Source organism: Streptomyces sp. NPDC048462, assembly GCF_043200175.1.
In the GTDB taxonomy this organism is placed as follows: domain Bacteria; phylum Actinomycetota; class Actinomycetes; order Streptomycetales; family Streptomycetaceae; genus Streptomyces.
In genome coordinates this window covers 96,661-111,301 of sequence record NZ_JBICXG010000014.1, presented here as the reverse complement: position 1 = coordinate 111,301, position 14,641 = coordinate 96,661, and the positions used below count along the sequence as shown (strand labels likewise).

The 14,641-nt window shown below is 70.8% G+C and carries 17 protein-coding genes; 10 read left to right on the top strand and 7 right to left on the bottom strand.

Annotated features, from left to right (window positions below):
* Window position 1: 1 nt before the first annotated feature.
* From ACGFU6_RS23450 to hemL, 3 genes are all read right to left on the bottom strand, one after another.
* The gene (locus ACGFU6_RS23450) at window positions 2-1,255 is read right to left on the bottom strand and encodes a hypothetical protein (protein ID WP_393613535.1); all 1,254 of its coding nucleotides are present in this window, start codon (window positions 1,253-1,255) and stop codon (window positions 2-4) included.
* Window positions 1,256-1,525: 270 nt separating this feature from the next.
* Window positions 1,526-2,230, bottom strand: a complete 705-nt coding sequence (locus ACGFU6_RS23445; RefSeq protein ID WP_393613533.1) for a histidine phosphatase family protein — start codon at window positions 2,228-2,230, stop codon at window positions 1,526-1,528.
* A complete protein-coding gene (hemL, locus tag ACGFU6_RS23440) occupies window positions 2,227-3,543 on the bottom strand; it encodes a glutamate-1-semialdehyde 2,1-aminomutase (protein WP_393613531.1) in 1,317 nt (438 codons plus the stop codon). Before hemL ends, ACGFU6_RS23445 begins: the two co-directional genes overlap by 4 nt.
* A gap of 129 nt (window positions 3,544-3,672) precedes the next feature.
* Here hemL and ACGFU6_RS23435 point away from each other — a divergent pair, with 129 nt between their 5' ends.
* The 3 genes from ACGFU6_RS23435 to ACGFU6_RS23425 all read left to right on the top strand — a co-directional run bounded on the left by ACGFU6_RS23435 (window position 3,673) and on the right by ACGFU6_RS23425 (window position 5,975).
* Complete coding sequence (locus ACGFU6_RS23435) at window positions 3,673-4,266, top strand: hypothetical protein (protein ID WP_123525372.1); 594 nt, start codon at window positions 3,673-3,675, stop codon at window positions 4,264-4,266.
* 213 nt (window positions 4,267-4,479) lie between these two features.
* Window positions 4,480-5,088, top strand: coding sequence for a hypothetical protein (locus ACGFU6_RS23430; RefSeq protein WP_393613529.1), 609 nt, complete (start codon window positions 4,480-4,482; stop codon window positions 5,086-5,088).
* Between the two features lie 569 nt (window positions 5,089-5,657).
* The gene (locus ACGFU6_RS23425; RefSeq protein ID WP_393613527.1) at window positions 5,658-5,975 is read left to right on the top strand and encodes a hypothetical protein; all 318 of its coding nucleotides are present in this window, start codon (window positions 5,658-5,660) and stop codon (window positions 5,973-5,975) included.
* Here ACGFU6_RS23425 and ACGFU6_RS23420 read toward each other — a convergent pair.
* Window positions 5,908-6,480 (bottom strand): TIGR03086 family metal-binding protein, encoded by a 573-nt coding sequence (locus ACGFU6_RS23420; RefSeq protein WP_393613526.1) that lies wholly within the window; start codon window positions 6,478-6,480, stop codon window positions 5,908-5,910. The two genes, ACGFU6_RS23425 and ACGFU6_RS23420, sit on opposite strands and share 68 nt — an antisense overlap.
* Before the next feature lie 103 nt (window positions 6,481-6,583).
* Here ACGFU6_RS23420 and ACGFU6_RS23415 point away from each other — a divergent pair, with 103 nt between their 5' ends.
* The 4 genes from ACGFU6_RS23415 (at window position 6,584) to ACGFU6_RS23400 (ending at window position 9,827) form a co-directional block, all read left to right on the top strand.
* A complete protein-coding gene (locus ACGFU6_RS23415) occupies window positions 6,584-7,405 on the top strand; it encodes a DUF6597 domain-containing transcriptional factor (protein ID WP_393613524.1) in 822 nt (273 codons plus the stop codon).
* 29 nt (window positions 7,406-7,434) lie between these two features.
* Complete coding sequence (locus ACGFU6_RS23410; RefSeq protein ID WP_393613523.1) at window positions 7,435-7,965, top strand: GNAT family N-acetyltransferase; 531 nt, start codon at window positions 7,435-7,437, stop codon at window positions 7,963-7,965.
* A gap of 182 nt (window positions 7,966-8,147) precedes the next feature.
* Window positions 8,148-8,987: an NAD(P)H-binding protein gene (locus tag ACGFU6_RS23405; protein ID WP_393613521.1), complete on the top strand. Its 840-nt coding sequence runs from the start codon at window positions 8,148-8,150 to the stop codon at window positions 8,985-8,987.
* Window positions 8,988-9,068: 81 nt separating this feature from the next.
* Window positions 9,069-9,827 (top strand): Mut7-C RNAse domain-containing protein, encoded by a 759-nt coding sequence (locus ACGFU6_RS23400; RefSeq protein WP_393613519.1) that lies wholly within the window; start codon window positions 9,069-9,071, stop codon window positions 9,825-9,827.
* Between the two features lie 28 nt (window positions 9,828-9,855).
* Here ACGFU6_RS23400 and ACGFU6_RS23395 read toward each other — a convergent pair whose 3' ends face one another.
* Together ACGFU6_RS23395 and ACGFU6_RS23390 are read right to left on the bottom strand one after the other, a co-directional pair.
* Complete coding sequence (locus ACGFU6_RS23395; RefSeq protein ID WP_123525364.1) at window positions 9,856-10,350, bottom strand: MarR family winged helix-turn-helix transcriptional regulator; 495 nt, start codon at window positions 10,348-10,350, stop codon at window positions 9,856-9,858.
* Window positions 10,351-10,500: 150 nt separating this feature from the next.
* Complete coding sequence (locus ACGFU6_RS23390) at window positions 10,501-10,989, bottom strand: hypothetical protein (RefSeq protein ID WP_393613518.1); 489 nt, start codon at window positions 10,987-10,989, stop codon at window positions 10,501-10,503.
* Between the two features lie 192 nt (window positions 10,990-11,181).
* On the opposite strand from ACGFU6_RS23390, the gene ACGFU6_RS23385 reads away from it, so the two are divergent.
* From ACGFU6_RS23385 to ACGFU6_RS23375, 3 genes are all read left to right on the top strand, one after another.
* A complete protein-coding gene (locus tag ACGFU6_RS23385) occupies window positions 11,182-11,517 on the top strand; it encodes a YnfA family protein (RefSeq protein ID WP_393613516.1) in 336 nt (111 codons plus the stop codon).
* Between the two features lie 53 nt (window positions 11,518-11,570).
* Window positions 11,571-12,329: an SDR family NAD(P)-dependent oxidoreductase gene (locus tag ACGFU6_RS23380; protein ID WP_393613515.1), complete on the top strand. Its 759-nt coding sequence runs from the start codon at window positions 11,571-11,573 to the stop codon at window positions 12,327-12,329.
* Window positions 12,330-12,527: 198 nt separating this feature from the next.
* Window positions 12,528-13,412, top strand: coding sequence for a hypothetical protein (locus tag ACGFU6_RS23375; RefSeq protein WP_393613514.1), 885 nt, complete (start codon window positions 12,528-12,530; stop codon window positions 13,410-13,412).
* A 32-nt stretch (window positions 13,413-13,444) separates the two neighbouring features.
* Here the strand turns inward: ACGFU6_RS23375 and ACGFU6_RS23370 are convergent, their stop codons facing one another.
* Window positions 13,445-14,638, bottom strand: coding sequence for an RtcB family protein (locus ACGFU6_RS23370; RefSeq protein ID WP_393613513.1), 1,194 nt, complete (start codon window positions 14,636-14,638; stop codon window positions 13,445-13,447).
* Window positions 14,639-14,641: the final 3 nt, after the last annotated feature.

Genomic DNA, 14,641 nt, shown 5'->3' with positions numbered 1-14,641 from the left:
GTCAGGCTTGTTTAAAGAAGGTGTTCCAGCCGCCCTGGGGTTCCTCTCCGACCTCAAGGGTGCGGAGCTTCGCGAGCACAGCGGGGTCCTGCACGTCGAGCCAGTCGACGAACTGCCGGAATGAGACGAGGCGCACATCCGGCTTCCCCGCGATGTGCTTGAGCGCGTCCTCGACTGCGTCCATGTAGATGCCGCCGTTCCACTCCTCGAAGTGGTTGCCGATGTAGAACGGGGCGCGGTTCGTCTCGTAGGCGCGTTTGAATCCGCTGAGGTAGGACTGGGTGGCCTGTTCGCGCCAGCCCGGATAGCGGGACGGCATTCCCTTGGTCGAATTCTTCGACTGGTTGGCCAGGATGTTGTAGTCCATCGAGAGGACCTCGAAGGTGTGGCCGGGGAACGGCATGCCCTGGAGCGGCAGGTCCCAGACGTCCATGCGCTTGGAGGGCCAGACCTGGGTGCCGCCGGGCGAGCTGGCGTCGTAGCGCCAGCCGAGCTTCTTCGCCGTGGGGAGCAGGTTGTCCTGCCCGAGCAGGCAGGGGGCGCGGCCGCCGATGAGTTCCTTGCGGTAGTCGAAGGGCAGCGGGTCCTCGTCGGTCCAGCCGGTGTTGGTGCGCCATTCGGTGACGAAGGAGATCGCCTGGTCGATTTCGCTCTGCCACTGGGAGGCGGACCAGTTCTCGACGGATCCGGAACCGCTGCAGAAATGCCCGTTGAAGTGGGTGCCGATCTCGTGGCCGTCGTACCAGGCCTGGCGTACGTTCGTCAGCGTCGCCTTGAGGTGCTCGTCGGTGAGATATCCGATGTCCGAGGCACCGACGGGATTGCCCGGCGGGCGGTAGAGCGATTTCTTCGATTCGGGCAGCAGGTAGAGCCCGGAGAGGAAGAAGGTCATCCCCGCGTCGTGTTCCTTGGCGAGTTTCAGAAAGCGCGGGAAGAGCCCGTTGCCGACCTCGCCGGCGCCGTCCCAGGAAAAGATCACGAACTGCGGCGGCTTCTGGCCCGGTTCGAGCGGGACCGGTGCGGCGGGCTGGTGCGGCTGCTTTCCGGTGTCGGCGGTGGAACCGTCACCGATGGACCTGACGTCCTTTTTCGCGGGACCGGTCCCCTTGGCCGTCCCGTCGGCACCCTTCTCGCCCTTGCCCGGACCCGCCCGGCCGGTGTCGGGGGAGTCGGACGAACTGCAGCCCGCCACCCCGATGGCGGCCGCGGCCCCAAGTCCGGCTCCGAGCAAACCCCTTCGGCTGATGTCACGCATGCGGTTCCCATCTGCGGTCGTTTTGCCTCAAGTCCATACAAACTGCCAAAGGCTTAGATGGGCGAAGCAACACGAGGGTTCCCCGAAATAGCACACAATTCTTTACGGAACCAGACCCCAGCCTTGACCGAACACAAGATCGATTCCACTCGGCCGGGCTCGGGCCCGTCGGGCGATCGAGGGCAGAACCCCCACCACGACAAAATCCGGGCCCGCCACCGGCCGTAACCGGAGCGGACCCGGACCGAAGAACCCCGGACCGGTGGCCGGCTACGCGCCGACCCCCTTGGAGGCCCCCTTCACCGGCTTCGCGCCCGCGAGCAGGTGCGCGGGTACGAGGTCCCGCGCCGGCTCCGAGTACCCGACCGACACGATCTTGTCGCCCTGGTAGGTGAAGCTCGTCAGCGAGGCGAGCGTGCACTGCCGCTTGCGCGGGTCGTGCCACAGCCGCCGCCGCTCCACGAAGCTCCGGACGATCCAGATCGGCAGCTGGTGGCTGACGCACACCGCCTCGTGACCGCGGGCCGCGTCACGCGCGGCGTCCAGGGCGCCCATCATCCGTACGACCTGCTCGATGTACGGCTCACCCCACGACGGCCGGAACGGGTTCGTCAGGTGCTTCCAGTTGTCCGGCTTGCGCAGCGCCCCGTCACCGACGCCGAAGGTCTTGCCCTCGAAGACGTTGGCGGCCTCGATGAGCCGCTCGTCGGTGGCGAGGTCCGCTCCGTGGCTCTTGGCGATCGGCGTCGCCGTCTCCTGCGCGCGCTCCAGCGGGGAGGCGACGACGTGCGTGATGTCGCGCTTCTCCAGGTGCTCGGCGACCCGGTCGGCCATCTGCCGGCCGAGCTCGGAGAGGTGGTAGCCGGGGCGGCGCCCGTACAGCACGCCGTCCGGGTTGTGCACCTCTCCGTGGCGCATCAGGTGGACGACGGTGATGTCCTGGCGGCCCGTGCCGCTGCTGCTGGTCTCGCTCATGCGGTGGCCTCCGATGCGGCGCGGGCTGCGGCGGGCAGCGCGGCGGCGATCCGCTCGACGGCCCGGGTGTCGTGGGCGGTGGAGACGAACCACGACTCGAACGCCGACGGCGGCAGGTAGACGCCCTGAGCCAGCATCGAGTGGAAGAACGGGGTGAAGCGGAAGGCTTCCTGCTGCTTGGCGTCCTCATAGGTGCGGACCGGCCGGTCCGTGAAGAAGACGGAGAACATGTTGCCCGCCACCTGCACGGTGTGCGCGACGCCCTCCTTGGCCAGGGCCTCGCTCACCAGCCCCCGGATCTCCGCGGAGACCGCGTCGACCTTCGCGTAGGCGGCGTCGTCCAGCAGCCGCAGCTGGGCGAGCCCGGCGGCGGTCGCGACCGGGTTCCCGGAAAGGGTTCCCGCCTGGTAGACCGGGCCGGCCGGGGCCAGGTGCGCCATCACGTCGGCGCGCCCGCCGAAGGCCGCGGCCGGGAAGCCGCCGCCCATCACCTTGCCGAAGGTCATCAGGTCGGGCCGCACCCCGTCGATACCGAACCAGCCGGCCTTCGACGTACGGAACCCGGTCATGACCTCGTCGGAGATGTACAGCGCGCCGTTGGCGGCACAGATCTCCTTGAGCCCGGCGTTGAAGCCGTCCAGCGGCGGTACGACGCCCATGTTGCCCGGCGACGCCTCGGTGATCACACAGGCGATCTCGCCGGGCTGTGCGGCGAACGCCGCCCGCACGGCCTCCAGGTCGTTGTACGGCACCACGATCGTGTCGCCGGCCTGGGCACCGGTGACACCAGGCGTGTCCGGCAGCCCGAAGGTCGCGACCCCGGACCCGGCTGCGGCGAGCAGGGCGTCGACGTGGCCGTGGTAGCAGCCGGCGAACTTCACGATCTTGGCCCGGCCGGTGAAACCGCGGGCGAGGCGGATCGCGGACATGGTCGCCTCGGTGCCGGACGACACGAGCCGCACCTGCTCCACCGGTTCGACCCGGGCGACGATCTCCTCCGCGAGCGCGACCTCGCCCTCACCGGGCGTACCGAACGAGGTGCCGCGAGCGACAGCCTCCTGAACTGCGGCGATGACCTCCGGGTGGGAGTGGCCGAGAATCATCGGCCCCCACGAGCACACGAGGTCGACGTACTCACGGCCGTCGGCATCGGTGAGGTACGGACCGGTGCCGGACACCATGAAGCGGGGTGTACCGCCCACGGCCCGGAAAGCACGTACCGGAGAGTTCACGCCGCCGGGCGTCACGAGGGACGCGCGGTCGAAAAGCGTCTGCGAAACTGGGGCGTCATAGGGAAAGCTCACACATGCCATGGTGTCAGAGCCACGGACGGTATTGCGGACAGGTGTTTCACCGCACGCCCGTGGGGGAGGTCACTGACACGATGATCGGGTTGCGCGGCGGGGGCTGTGTCTCCTAGTTAGTAGTCGGGTGGATGAGATATGCATCGCGGTGGCGGAGTGGGCGAAGGGACCGACGACCTGGGGCCCGAGCCTGCCCGGCGGGGTCGGCACCGGCGCGAGGCTGAGCGCAGACAGGGCATACAGGCCGGTGGTGCGCAGGTGGGCGGCGAAGCCGGAAGCAGGAGTGGTGGCCGGGTGGGGGTGACCTACAAGTACTTCGGGGCCCCCGACGGGGCCACTGCCGCACGCGTGCCCATTTCCATGCGCCCCGAGGAGCTCGGCGGCGACGAGCTGGGCATGGGCGGCATGTTCAGCAAGATCAAGCCGGAGACGGTGGCCGCGATGGTCCTGACCGGCATACAGGGCATACCGCTGCACAAGGTCCCGCCGCTGGAGCTGGTCGTGCTGCACCCCGACTACGCGGTGGTCCGGCTCCCGATGACGGTCGTGGACCCGCTGCGCGGGGTCGGCGAGGAGTCGGTGGGCGCCGCCGCCTTCATCTGGTCCACGGTCCCGGACCGAGGGGGCCCGCGCGATGCGTACAACGTGTACCAACTGCTCCATGAATGGCAGGACTTCTCCCACCGGCTGCACGACGCGGGGCATCAGGCGTACTGCCTGGTGTGGCCCTGAGGCGGGTTCGCGCCTGAGCCGGCGGCCGGCGGCTGAGCCGGGGGCAGTGCCTGAGCTGGGCTTCAGCGGCTGAGCCGGGGGTTCGCGCAGGGCCGGCCGGCGGCACCGGCGGTGCGTTCGCTGTCACTCGGCGGAGTGGAGCCGGCCACCCGCGAGGGGGACTTCGGCCTCGCCATGCCTCGCTCCCGTCGCGGACCGCCCAACGATGAGCGCATGTCACTGACCCGTCTGCGTTCGCTGGCCGGCCGCGTGGTTCCCGCGCTGCTGGTCGCCCAAGCCGTCCTCCTTCCCCTCCAGCCCGCCTCGGCCGCCGCACACGTGACGCACCCGTGCCGGTCGGTCGCCGGCTGCGGTCCGGTCGTCGTCGCCCCCGTCTCCCAGGCCGCGCCGGATGAGGGCGACTGCACCAGCCCGGAGCCGGTCGTCTGCCTGATCCGGAGGGAGACGCCGCAGCAGCGCGAGGTCTCCCGTGATCAGCGGATCGACTACCTCACCCTTCTTGAGGACATGGAGCGCACGGAGTGCGCCATGCGCGCCGAAGGGCGCTCGGAGGAGGACATCGCCCGCACGCTGGTCCAGATGCGCAACGACGCCAAGGACATCGTGCGCGCCGGCATGACGCCGGAACAGGTCGCGGAACTGGAGGCACGCAACCAGAAGAAGTACGGCAACCCGCTCGGCCCGACGGCGGACCAGCTGTACCTGAAGTACGGCTCCTGGGAGAAGGTCGTCGAAGCCGCCACGCGTTCGAGCGCGGCCGTGGACCACGAACTCGGTCTGGAATTCGCTCACTGCCCCTGTGAAGTCCTCCAGGCGGCGTGAGCCGGTCGTCCCCCCTTCGGCACGGACGGCCCGCCGGACCAATCCGGCGGGCCGTCCGTGCCGAACCATTCACATAGGCCGCCGTACTCGGGCGACGACGCGGAAGCCACGGACGACGCGGACGATGCGGACGACGCGGACGACGCGAGTCCGCAGACGGCGGATCACCACGACAGACACTCCCGGCGGGCACTCCCCGCACAGCAGGTGAGCACCATGACACCGACCCGGCAACTGCTCGGTCGCGACCTTCCCCCGCTCTTCACGACGCCGGATCTACCGGGCGCGCAGATCCCGGTCGCACAGGGTCACTGGTGCATGGGAGCTGCGGAGACCATGGCCGAGGAGCGGGCGGACCGCCTCGCTGAACACCTGCCCGCCGAACGCACACCCCGCCCGCCGGCCGCCGCCGAACACACGGCCCAGCCCGTTCACCCCCGGGTGCCCACCTGCACGGCGGGCGTCCGCCGGCCAGCCCTATCCGGCCATTCATTGGCCAAAGAATGATCTTCAGTGGACCTGTCGGACCTGCCGATGCAGGAGGCAACGAAACTGAGGGAGGCCTGCCCATGGGCGACACTCTGCTGGCCCTGTCCATCCCCGTGCTGGTCTTCGCCGCCGGTATCTACGCCGCAGGTGAGAGCTGGTGGCGGCGACGGCATCCGGCGCCCCCGTCCCCGTACACCCACCAGGCCGCCCGGCTGGCCGAGCGCGCGATGCTGGTGGATGCCGAGAGGATCGTGGACAGCGCGTACGAGAGCGTAGGGGCGCTCTACGACGGGCCGAGTGCGCCGGGCGCGCGAATTCCGGCCACGGGTGTCATCCCCGGTCCGGCCGCCAGTGCGGGTCCCGACCGGTCAGTGCCAGCACCCGCGCGAAGGGGCTAGCCCCCTCCGGTACGGGGATCGGCTCACCGAACATCTTCGCCTCGCGGGCCTTCGGCGCCATCGCGGCCATGGCCGGGGCGAGCTCGGCCACCACGTCCGCGTCCGGCACGAATTCCTGACCGGTCGCACGGGCCAGGTCCCAGGCGTGGACGGTCAGGTCGCCGAGCACCATGTGGCCGACGGTCCGGGCCGGGAACCCCATGGAACCCGCGGTCCCGTCCTCCGCGCCCGGCCGCGCCCACGCGTCGACCAGGGCTGCCGTCCGCTCCCCGAAGCGGTCGCGCCACTCGCCGGTGACCGCGTCCGGGGTCTCGCCGAACTCCGCCTCCTGCCGGGCCGCCAGGGCCGTGAAGTTGACGACCACCTGGCTGAGGTGGCTGACCAGGGCGTGGACGTCGTACTCCGCGCAGGGGGTGGGATCGCCCAGCCGGCTGTCGTCGATCCCACGGACCACGGGCAGCGCGCCGCCGGCCGCCGCATCCAACAATTCGCTGATCTTCTTCATGCTTCGACCATGCACGCCCCGGCGGCGCGGGTCTTGAAGAAACACGACAGCCGGGACGCGACAGCCGGGACACCGGCCCTGGCCCGGCATAGGATCTGCCGTCATGGCTGGCCAGCAAGGTCCCCGGCGCGACACCCGCGGCATCGTCGACGCACCCGAACTGTTCACGCACGTACGGTTCCGGCGTCGCGAACCCGCCCCCGCGCTGCGTCCGTACCTGGAGCACTACTGGCTGATCGACTGGGACCTGCCGGAGCCGTACCTCTCCCACCTGGTCCCGCACCCCAGCGTCAACCTGGTCTTCGAGCGGTACCCGGGCTGCGGCGACGACGAGGCCGGCTTCGCGGAGGTCTCGGGCATCGGCCTCGAGCTGTTCACGCAGAAGCTGGAGGGGCGGGGACGGGTCTGCGGGGTGCAGTTCCGGCCCGGCGGCTTCCACCCGTTCGCGCCGGACCGGCCGGTGTCCGAGTGGACGGGGCGACGGGTCGCGGCGCCCGAGGTGTTCACGCCGCCCGCCGCGCCGGCCGCCGTCCTGGACCCCGCCGGGGAGGACGAGCGGATCGCGGCGCTCGACACGTACCTGCTGGCGCTCGGCCCCGAGCCGGATCCGCAGGCCGACCGGGCGATGGCCCTGGCCGAGCTGGTGCGCACCGACCGCACGGTGCGCCGGGTCGACGGGCTCGCCCGCACCGAGGGCGTCTCGGTGCGCTCCCTCCAGCGGCTGTTCGCCACGTACGTCGGCGTCGGCCCGAAGTGGGTCATCCTGCGCTACCGCATCCACGAGGCGCTGGAGCGCGCCGAATCGGAGCCGGAGGTGGACTGGGCCGCGCTCGCCGCGGACCTCGGCTACAGCGACCAGGCCCACCTCGTCAGGGACTTCACGGCGACGGTGGGCGTACCGCCGACGGCGCTGGGCGCCCACTGACTGCTCGTGCCCCGTCCTACAGTTCTGGCATGGAGCGCACCGAAGCACCATCCGTACGGATCGAACCCTGGTCGGACGGCGACCTCGACCTGCTCCGCCGTGCCAACGCACCGGAGCTGATGGACCATCTGGGCGGCCCGGAGCCGGAGGAACAGCTCATCGGGCGCCACGGCCGCTACGTGGCACTGAGCGCGGACCGCACGGGCCGGGGCAGGATGTTCCGCATCGCGCTGACCGGCGAGGACGAGGCCGTGGGCACCATCGGCTTCTGGGAGCGCACCTGGCAGGGCCAGGAGGTGTACGAGACGGGGTGGGCCGTTCTCCCGGGGTTCCAGGGGCGCGGCATCGCGTCGGCCGCGACGGCGGCCGTGGCCGGGCAGGCACGCGCCGAGCGCAGGCACCGCTATCTGCACGCCTACCCGTCCGTGGCCAACGGCGCGTCGAACGGGGTGTGCCGCAAGGCGGGGTTCACCCTGCTCGGCGAGTGCGAGGTCGAGTACCCGCCCGGCCATCCGCTGCTCACGAACGACTGGCGGCTGGACCTGCGCCCGGACCGCTGACCGGGCGGAGGCCGGGCGCCACCGTACGGGCCCGCGGCCGGGACCGTTCGAAACCGTTTGACGATCGGAGCCGCCTCCTGGATATTTATCTGCGCTACGCAGCTTATGCGTGACGCATTCGCCTGTTCGCCGCCGGCCGCCCGCCGGCGGCGGCCCCGGACACCCCAGGAGACCCACCCGCCATGCTCACTCTCGTCACCGGCTGCCGCGGCCGCATCGGCTCCACGCTCGCCGCGCTCCTGCTCGACCGCGGCCACCCCGTCCGCGCCGCCTCCCGCAACCCCGCCGAGCTCGCGCTGCCGGCCGGTATCCCGGCCGTGGCCTGCGACCTCGGCGACCCGGAGACCTTCCCGGCCGCGCTGGAGGGCGTCGACTCGGTGTTCCTGTACGCCGAGCCCTCCCACATCGACGGCTTCCTCGCCGCAGCACAGGCCGCCGGGGTCGGGCACATCGTGCTGCTCTCCTCCAGCTCCGTGCTCGCCCCGGACGCCGCCTCCAACCCCATCGCCGCCTCCCACCACGCGGTCGAGGAGGCCCTGACCGCCTCGACCGTCGGCTCGACGTTCCTGCGCCCCGGCGACTTCGCGAGCAACGCCCACCAGTGGGCGGGCGCCTTCCGCAGCGGGCGCCCCGTCGACCTGCCCTATCCCCTCGGCCAGACCAGCCCGATCGACGAGACCTCCATCGCGGAGGCGGCCCTGGCCGTGCTCGTCGACGCACGGTCGCAGGGCGCCGCATACCACCTGACCGGGCCCGAATCCCTCACCGCGACCGAACAGGTCGAGCTGCTGGCCGCGGCCTCCGGCAGCGCCACGACCGTCAACGCCGTGAGCCGGGAGGCCTGGAAGGAGTCCGTCGCCCCCTTCCTGCCGGCGGACCTCGCGGAGGCGCTGCTCAACCACTGGGCCGCCACCGACGGCTCAACCGCCGACGTCACCCGCGACACGGAGAAGCTCACCGGCCGCCCGGCGCGCACCTTCGCCTCCTGGGCCGCCGAACACGCCGCCGCCTTCCGCGCCTGAGCCCGCGCCGCCCCCGCCCCCGCCCTCACCCTCGCCCGAATTCCCTGGCAGGCGCACCCGGCCCGATGGCATCCTGACCAGGTGAACGGACCGGAGATCCACCTCGAAGTCGCCCCCGAACTCAGGCTCTTCATCGCACACCACCGCCGCGGGGGACGGACGGCCGTGACCACCGACGGCTCGTCCACCCTCGGCCACGTCGTCGAGTCACTCGGGGTCCCACTCACCGAAGCCGGAGAACTCCTCGTCGACGGCCACCCCGTCCCGTTCTCACACATCCCCGCCGCCGGCGAGGTGGTCGACGTCCACGCCGTGCGACGCCCGCAACAGGTACCGGGCGCACCCCTGCGCTTCCTCCTCGACGTCCACCTCGGCACCCTCGCGCGGCGGCTGCGGCTGCTCGGCGTCGACGCCGCCTACGAGTACGAGGACATCGGCGACCCCGCGCTGGCCACCCGGTCGGCGCGGGAGCGGCGCGTCCTGCTCTCCCGGGACCGGGGGCTGCTCCACCGGCGGGAGATCTGGGCGGGCGCGTACGTCTACAGCGACCGGCCCGAGGAGCAGCTGCGCGACGTGCTGGAGCGGTTCGCCCCAGAGCTCGACCCGTGGAGCCGGTGCACCGCCTGCAACGGGCGGCTGGCGGCGGCCGACAAGGACACCGTGGGCACCCGGCTGGAGGACGGCACGCAGCGCTCGTACGACGTGTTCGCGCAGTGCACGCAGTGCGAGCGGGTGTACTGGCGCGGCGCCCACCACGCCCGGCTGGAGGCGATCGTCACCGAGGCGGTCCGCGACTTCGGCCACTCCCCCGCCGCGCCGCCGGACCCGTCCGGCGGCTGAGCGCTGACCGGCGCTCACGGCCCGGGGCTCACCGCTGCCCGCCGCCGCCCTCCCGCAACCCCGCGACCTGCACCGCGCTCAGCTCGACCGTCCGCCGCATATGGGCGATGAGCAGCGCGACCTCGTCGTCGTCGTAGGTCTCGAACATGCCCGCCCAGCCGCCGTTCAGCTGCTCCCAGACCGCCCCGAACTCCGCCATCCGCTCCGGCACCGTCGCGACGAGGACCCGCCGCCGGTCCACCGTGTCCCGGGCGCGGGTGACGTAGCCGGCCCGCTCCAGCCGGTCGACCAGCCGGGTCGCCGACCCCGTGGTGAGCCCGGTCAGTTCCGCGATCCGCCCCGTGGTGACGGGAGTCGCCTCCAGGCTGAGCAGGTTGAGGCACTGGAGGTCGGTGGGGTGCAGGTTCAGCCGGTCCGCGACGGCCTGGTTGAACAGGGCGTACGCGGCCATGTAGCGGCGCGCCACCTCGGACAGCTCGGCGAGCATCGCGGCGCGACGGGGGGCGGGAGACTTCTGCGGCATACAGAAAGTGTACGAAGCAGAGACCACACGCCCCCTGACCCGGGACGCTCAGGCCTCCCGGGCTCCCGGGCTCCCGGGCTCGGGGGCTCGGGGGCTCGGGGGCTCGGGGGCTCGGGGGCTCGGTGCCTCAGGACCCAGGTCCCCCAGGTCTCAGAAGACGTACTCGTCACCGGTGGCCGGTGCCAGTACCTCGTGGTCGCTGTTCTTCGCGTTCCGGTCCGTCGCCCCGCCGTTCCACACGGTGTCGATCCGGACGACCACCTCCGCGGGCCGCCCCCGCAGCTGGAGTTCGAGCGCGAGCTGCCGCTCCTGCGAACCGTCCGCGTTCAGCGGGCCCGTCCGGCACAGCACCGTCTGCTGGTCGGCCTGAAGACACTGCGCGGGCAGCACCTGACGGCCGGAGAGCGGCACGGACACCCGTAGCCGGACGGTCGTGCTCGCGAGGTCCGAGGGTCCGCTGTTGCGGCTGACCAGCCAGACGCCGAGCCCGGTGCCCCACAGCGACACGTGCCCGTGGTGCGACACATCCGCCTCGGGTGCGACGGTCCGCACCTCCGGAGAAGGCATCCGGGAAGCGGCGGGTGCGCCGACGGCCGACGCCGCCCCGCCCGCGCCGCCCAGCGCCAGAGTCGATGCCATAGCCGCCACAGCGGACACCCTCAGCAGGGCCTTACGCGTCACTACCATGCCCTGAAGATACAGATATGCACGAATTATTCACATATTACGATCACTCCGGCGCGTCCCCGGGCACCCCCTGCCCCCTGCCGCATCCCCGCCGCACGCCTCCTCCCCGCACTGACGCCTCACCGCGCATGACAGGCTGATCACATGTCCGTGGTCCGCTCCATCGCCCTGTTCGTCGTCGCCGCGCTCTTCGAGATCGGTGGCGCCTGGCTGGTCTGGCAAGGTGTCCGGGAACACCGGGGCTGGGCCTGGATAGGTGCGGGGGTCGTCGCGCTGGCCACGTACGGCTTCGTCGCCACACTCCAGCCGGACGGCGAGTTCGGGCGCGTGCTGGCGGCGTACGGCGGGGTCTTCGTCGCGGGATCGATCGTCTGGGGCATGGCCGCGGACGGCTACCGGCCCGACCGCTGGGACATCACCGGCGCGCTGGTCTGCCTGGCCGGGATGGCCGTGATCATGTACGCCCCGCGCGACCACTGACCACACCCTGCCTATCCTGGCCCCGTATCGATCAGCTGTCCGAGGAGCCCGTCATGGCCGCATCCCCCATCGCCGTCATCACCGGAGCGAGCAGCGGCATCGGTGCCGCGACCGCCCGGCAGCTGGCGGCCGCCGGCTACCGCGTCGTGGTCACCGCCCGCCGCAAGGACCGCATCGAGGCGCTCGCCGCCGAGATCACCGCGGCGGGCCACGAGGCCACGGCCTACGCCCTGGACGTCACCGACCGCGCCTCGGTCGACGAGTTCGCCACCGCCTTCCGCTCCCTCGCCGTCCTGGTGAACAACGCCGGCGGCGCGCTCGGGGCCGACCCCGTCGCCACCGGCGACCCGGCCGACTGGCGCCAGATGTACGAGACCAACGTCATCGGCACCCTCAACGTCACCCAGGCCCTGCTCCCCGCCCTCACCGCGAGCGGCGACGGAACGGTGGTCATCCTCTCCTCGACCGCGGGCCTCTCCGCCTACGAGGGCGGCGGCGGCTACGTGGCCGCCAAGCACGGCGAGCACGTCCTGGCGGAGACCCTGCGCCTGGAGATCGTCGGCACCCCGGTCCGCGTCATCGAGGTCGCGCCCGGCATGGTCAAGACGGAGGAGTTCGCCACCACGCGCTTCCGCGGCGACACCGAGAAGGCCGCCAAGGTCTACGCGGGCGTCGACGCCCCCCTCAGCGCCGACGACGTGGCCGACACCATCACCTGGGCCGTCACCCGCCCCAGCCACGTCAACATCGACCTGCTGGTGGTCCGCCCCCGCGCCCAGGCCTCCAACTCCAAGGTCCACCGCACCAGCTGACGGACCTTGCCCGGCGGGCTCCTGGGCCCGGGGCCGATGCCCGTGGCGCCGGCCGTCACCCGTCCGAGGGAACCCGGCCGGTCATCGAGTCGCCGTACGCGTCTTCGACTTACGTTTGATCACAACTTCACACAGAACGGCTCTCGGCCGGATTGCAGTCCCGCCGAGAGCCTCACCACCAAGGAAGTGGAGCTTCCCGTGGCTGAGCACGACCATAACGCGCCCGCGCTTTTCGAGGTCGAGGATCTCGTGGCCCGTTCATCCGGGTTCATGGACCTCTCCGATCCCCGCTACGCCTACATGTTCGGCTTCGTCCAGGCGGACGGGCACCTCGCCGCCGGGACAGGCCGAAAGGGCCGTCTGAGCGTCGAGATCAACGTGCGGGACATCGCGATCCTTCACGAGTTCCAGCAGCTGACTCCGTACAACAGCAGCATCACGGAACGCATCCGCTCCACCAATTTCGCCGAGCGCCATCATTCGGCGACCTGGACCGTCTGCGCCCTCGAAGCCAGGTCCTTGATCAACGACTTGGGAGTCCCCTACGGACGCAAGTCACGGCGCATCACGCCACCCCGGGTCGACTTCTCAGCCCGCGACTACCTTCGCGGAGTCATCGACGCCGACGGCTCGGTGGGCATCACCAGCCTGGGATTCCCGTTCGTCTCCCTGGCCACGGCCAGCACAGCCGTGGGGGCTTACCTCTGTTTCTACGCGAAAAAGGTGACCGGGGCCCAGCGTTACATCAGCCGCAACACCCGCGACGGCATCTACAACATCATGTACACCATGGAGGCGGCCGTGCGGCTGGCCGAACACCTCTACTACCCCGGCTGCCTTGCGCTGAGCCGCAAGCGGGATGCCGCAGCAACCGTCCTCGCCTGGGAGCGTCCTCCGGGGCTGAAGCCCCGTGCGAAAAACCGGCGGTGGAAGCCCTGGGAGGACGAGATCCTCCTCCGGCTCGACGATGCGGACAGCGCGGCACCCGAGCTCGACCGAAGCGTGGCCAGCTGCTCGGTCCGCCTGTGGCGGCTGAAGTCAGGGCAGATCGCGCCAACCGGCGGCACTGCACCCGGCCAGTGAGGAGAGCGCGGGCGGAGACCTCCGCCCGCGCTTCAGCCCTTCACGCAGACGATCTGCTTCACCTTCGCGACGACCTCGACCAGGTCGCGCTGCTGCTGCATGACCTGCTCGATCGGCTTGTAAGCACCCGGGATCTCGTCCACGACACCGGAGTCCTTGCGGCACTCCACCCCTTGGGTCTGCTCCGCCAGGTCACGCGTCGTGAACCGCTTCTTGGCCGCGTTACGGCTCATTCGGCGGCCCGCGCCGTGCGAGGCCGAGTTGAATGCCTTCTCGTTGCCGAGGCCCTTCACGATGTAGGTGGCCGTGCCCATCGAGCCCGGAATGATCCCCAGCTCACCGCTGCCCGCCCTGATCGCGCCCTTGCGGGTGATCAGCAAGTCCATTCCCTCGTACCGCTCCTCCGCCACATAGTTGTGGTGGCAGCTGACCTCCTGGCCGAAGGTCACGTTCGCCTTCTTGAACTCCTTGCGAACCACGCCTTTCAGGAGCGCCATCATCGTCGCGCGGTTGCGCTTCGCATACTCCTGCGCCCAGAAGAGGTCGCTGCGGTAGGCCGCCATCTGGGGAGTGTCCGCGAGAAAGACCGCCAGGTCCCGGTCGACCAGACCCTGGTTGTGCGACAACTGCTGCGCCTGGCCGATGTGGAAGTCGGCGAGCTCCTTCCCGATGGCCCGCGAGCCGGAGTGCAAGGTCAGCCACACCGTGCCGGATTCGTCCAGGGAGACCTCGATGTGATGATTTCCCCCGCCGAGCGTTCCCATCTGCTTTGTGGCACGTTCCTGACGGAATTTGACCGCTTCAGCGACTCCGTCGAACCGCCCCCAGAAGTCGTCCCAGTCGGTCGACGGGAGCCCCCGCAGCCGGCCCGGGTCCACCGGGTCGTCGTGCATGCCCCGGCCCACCGGGATGGCCTGCTCGATCTTCGACCGGAGCCCGGTCAGGTCGCCGGGCAGGTCGTTGGCCGTCAGCGAGGTCTTGACCGCGGACATGCCGCAGCCGATGTCCACGCCCACCGCCGCCGGGCAGACCGCACCGTGCATCGCGATGACCGAGCCGACCGTGGCGCCCTTGCCGAAGTGGACGTCCGGCATGACGGCCAGGCCCTTGATCCATGGCAGGGTGGCGACGTTGCGCAGCTGCTGCATCGCGACGTCCTCGACGCCGGCCGGGTCCGTCCACATGCGGATGGGGACCTTGGCACCCGGTACCTCTACGTACGACATAGT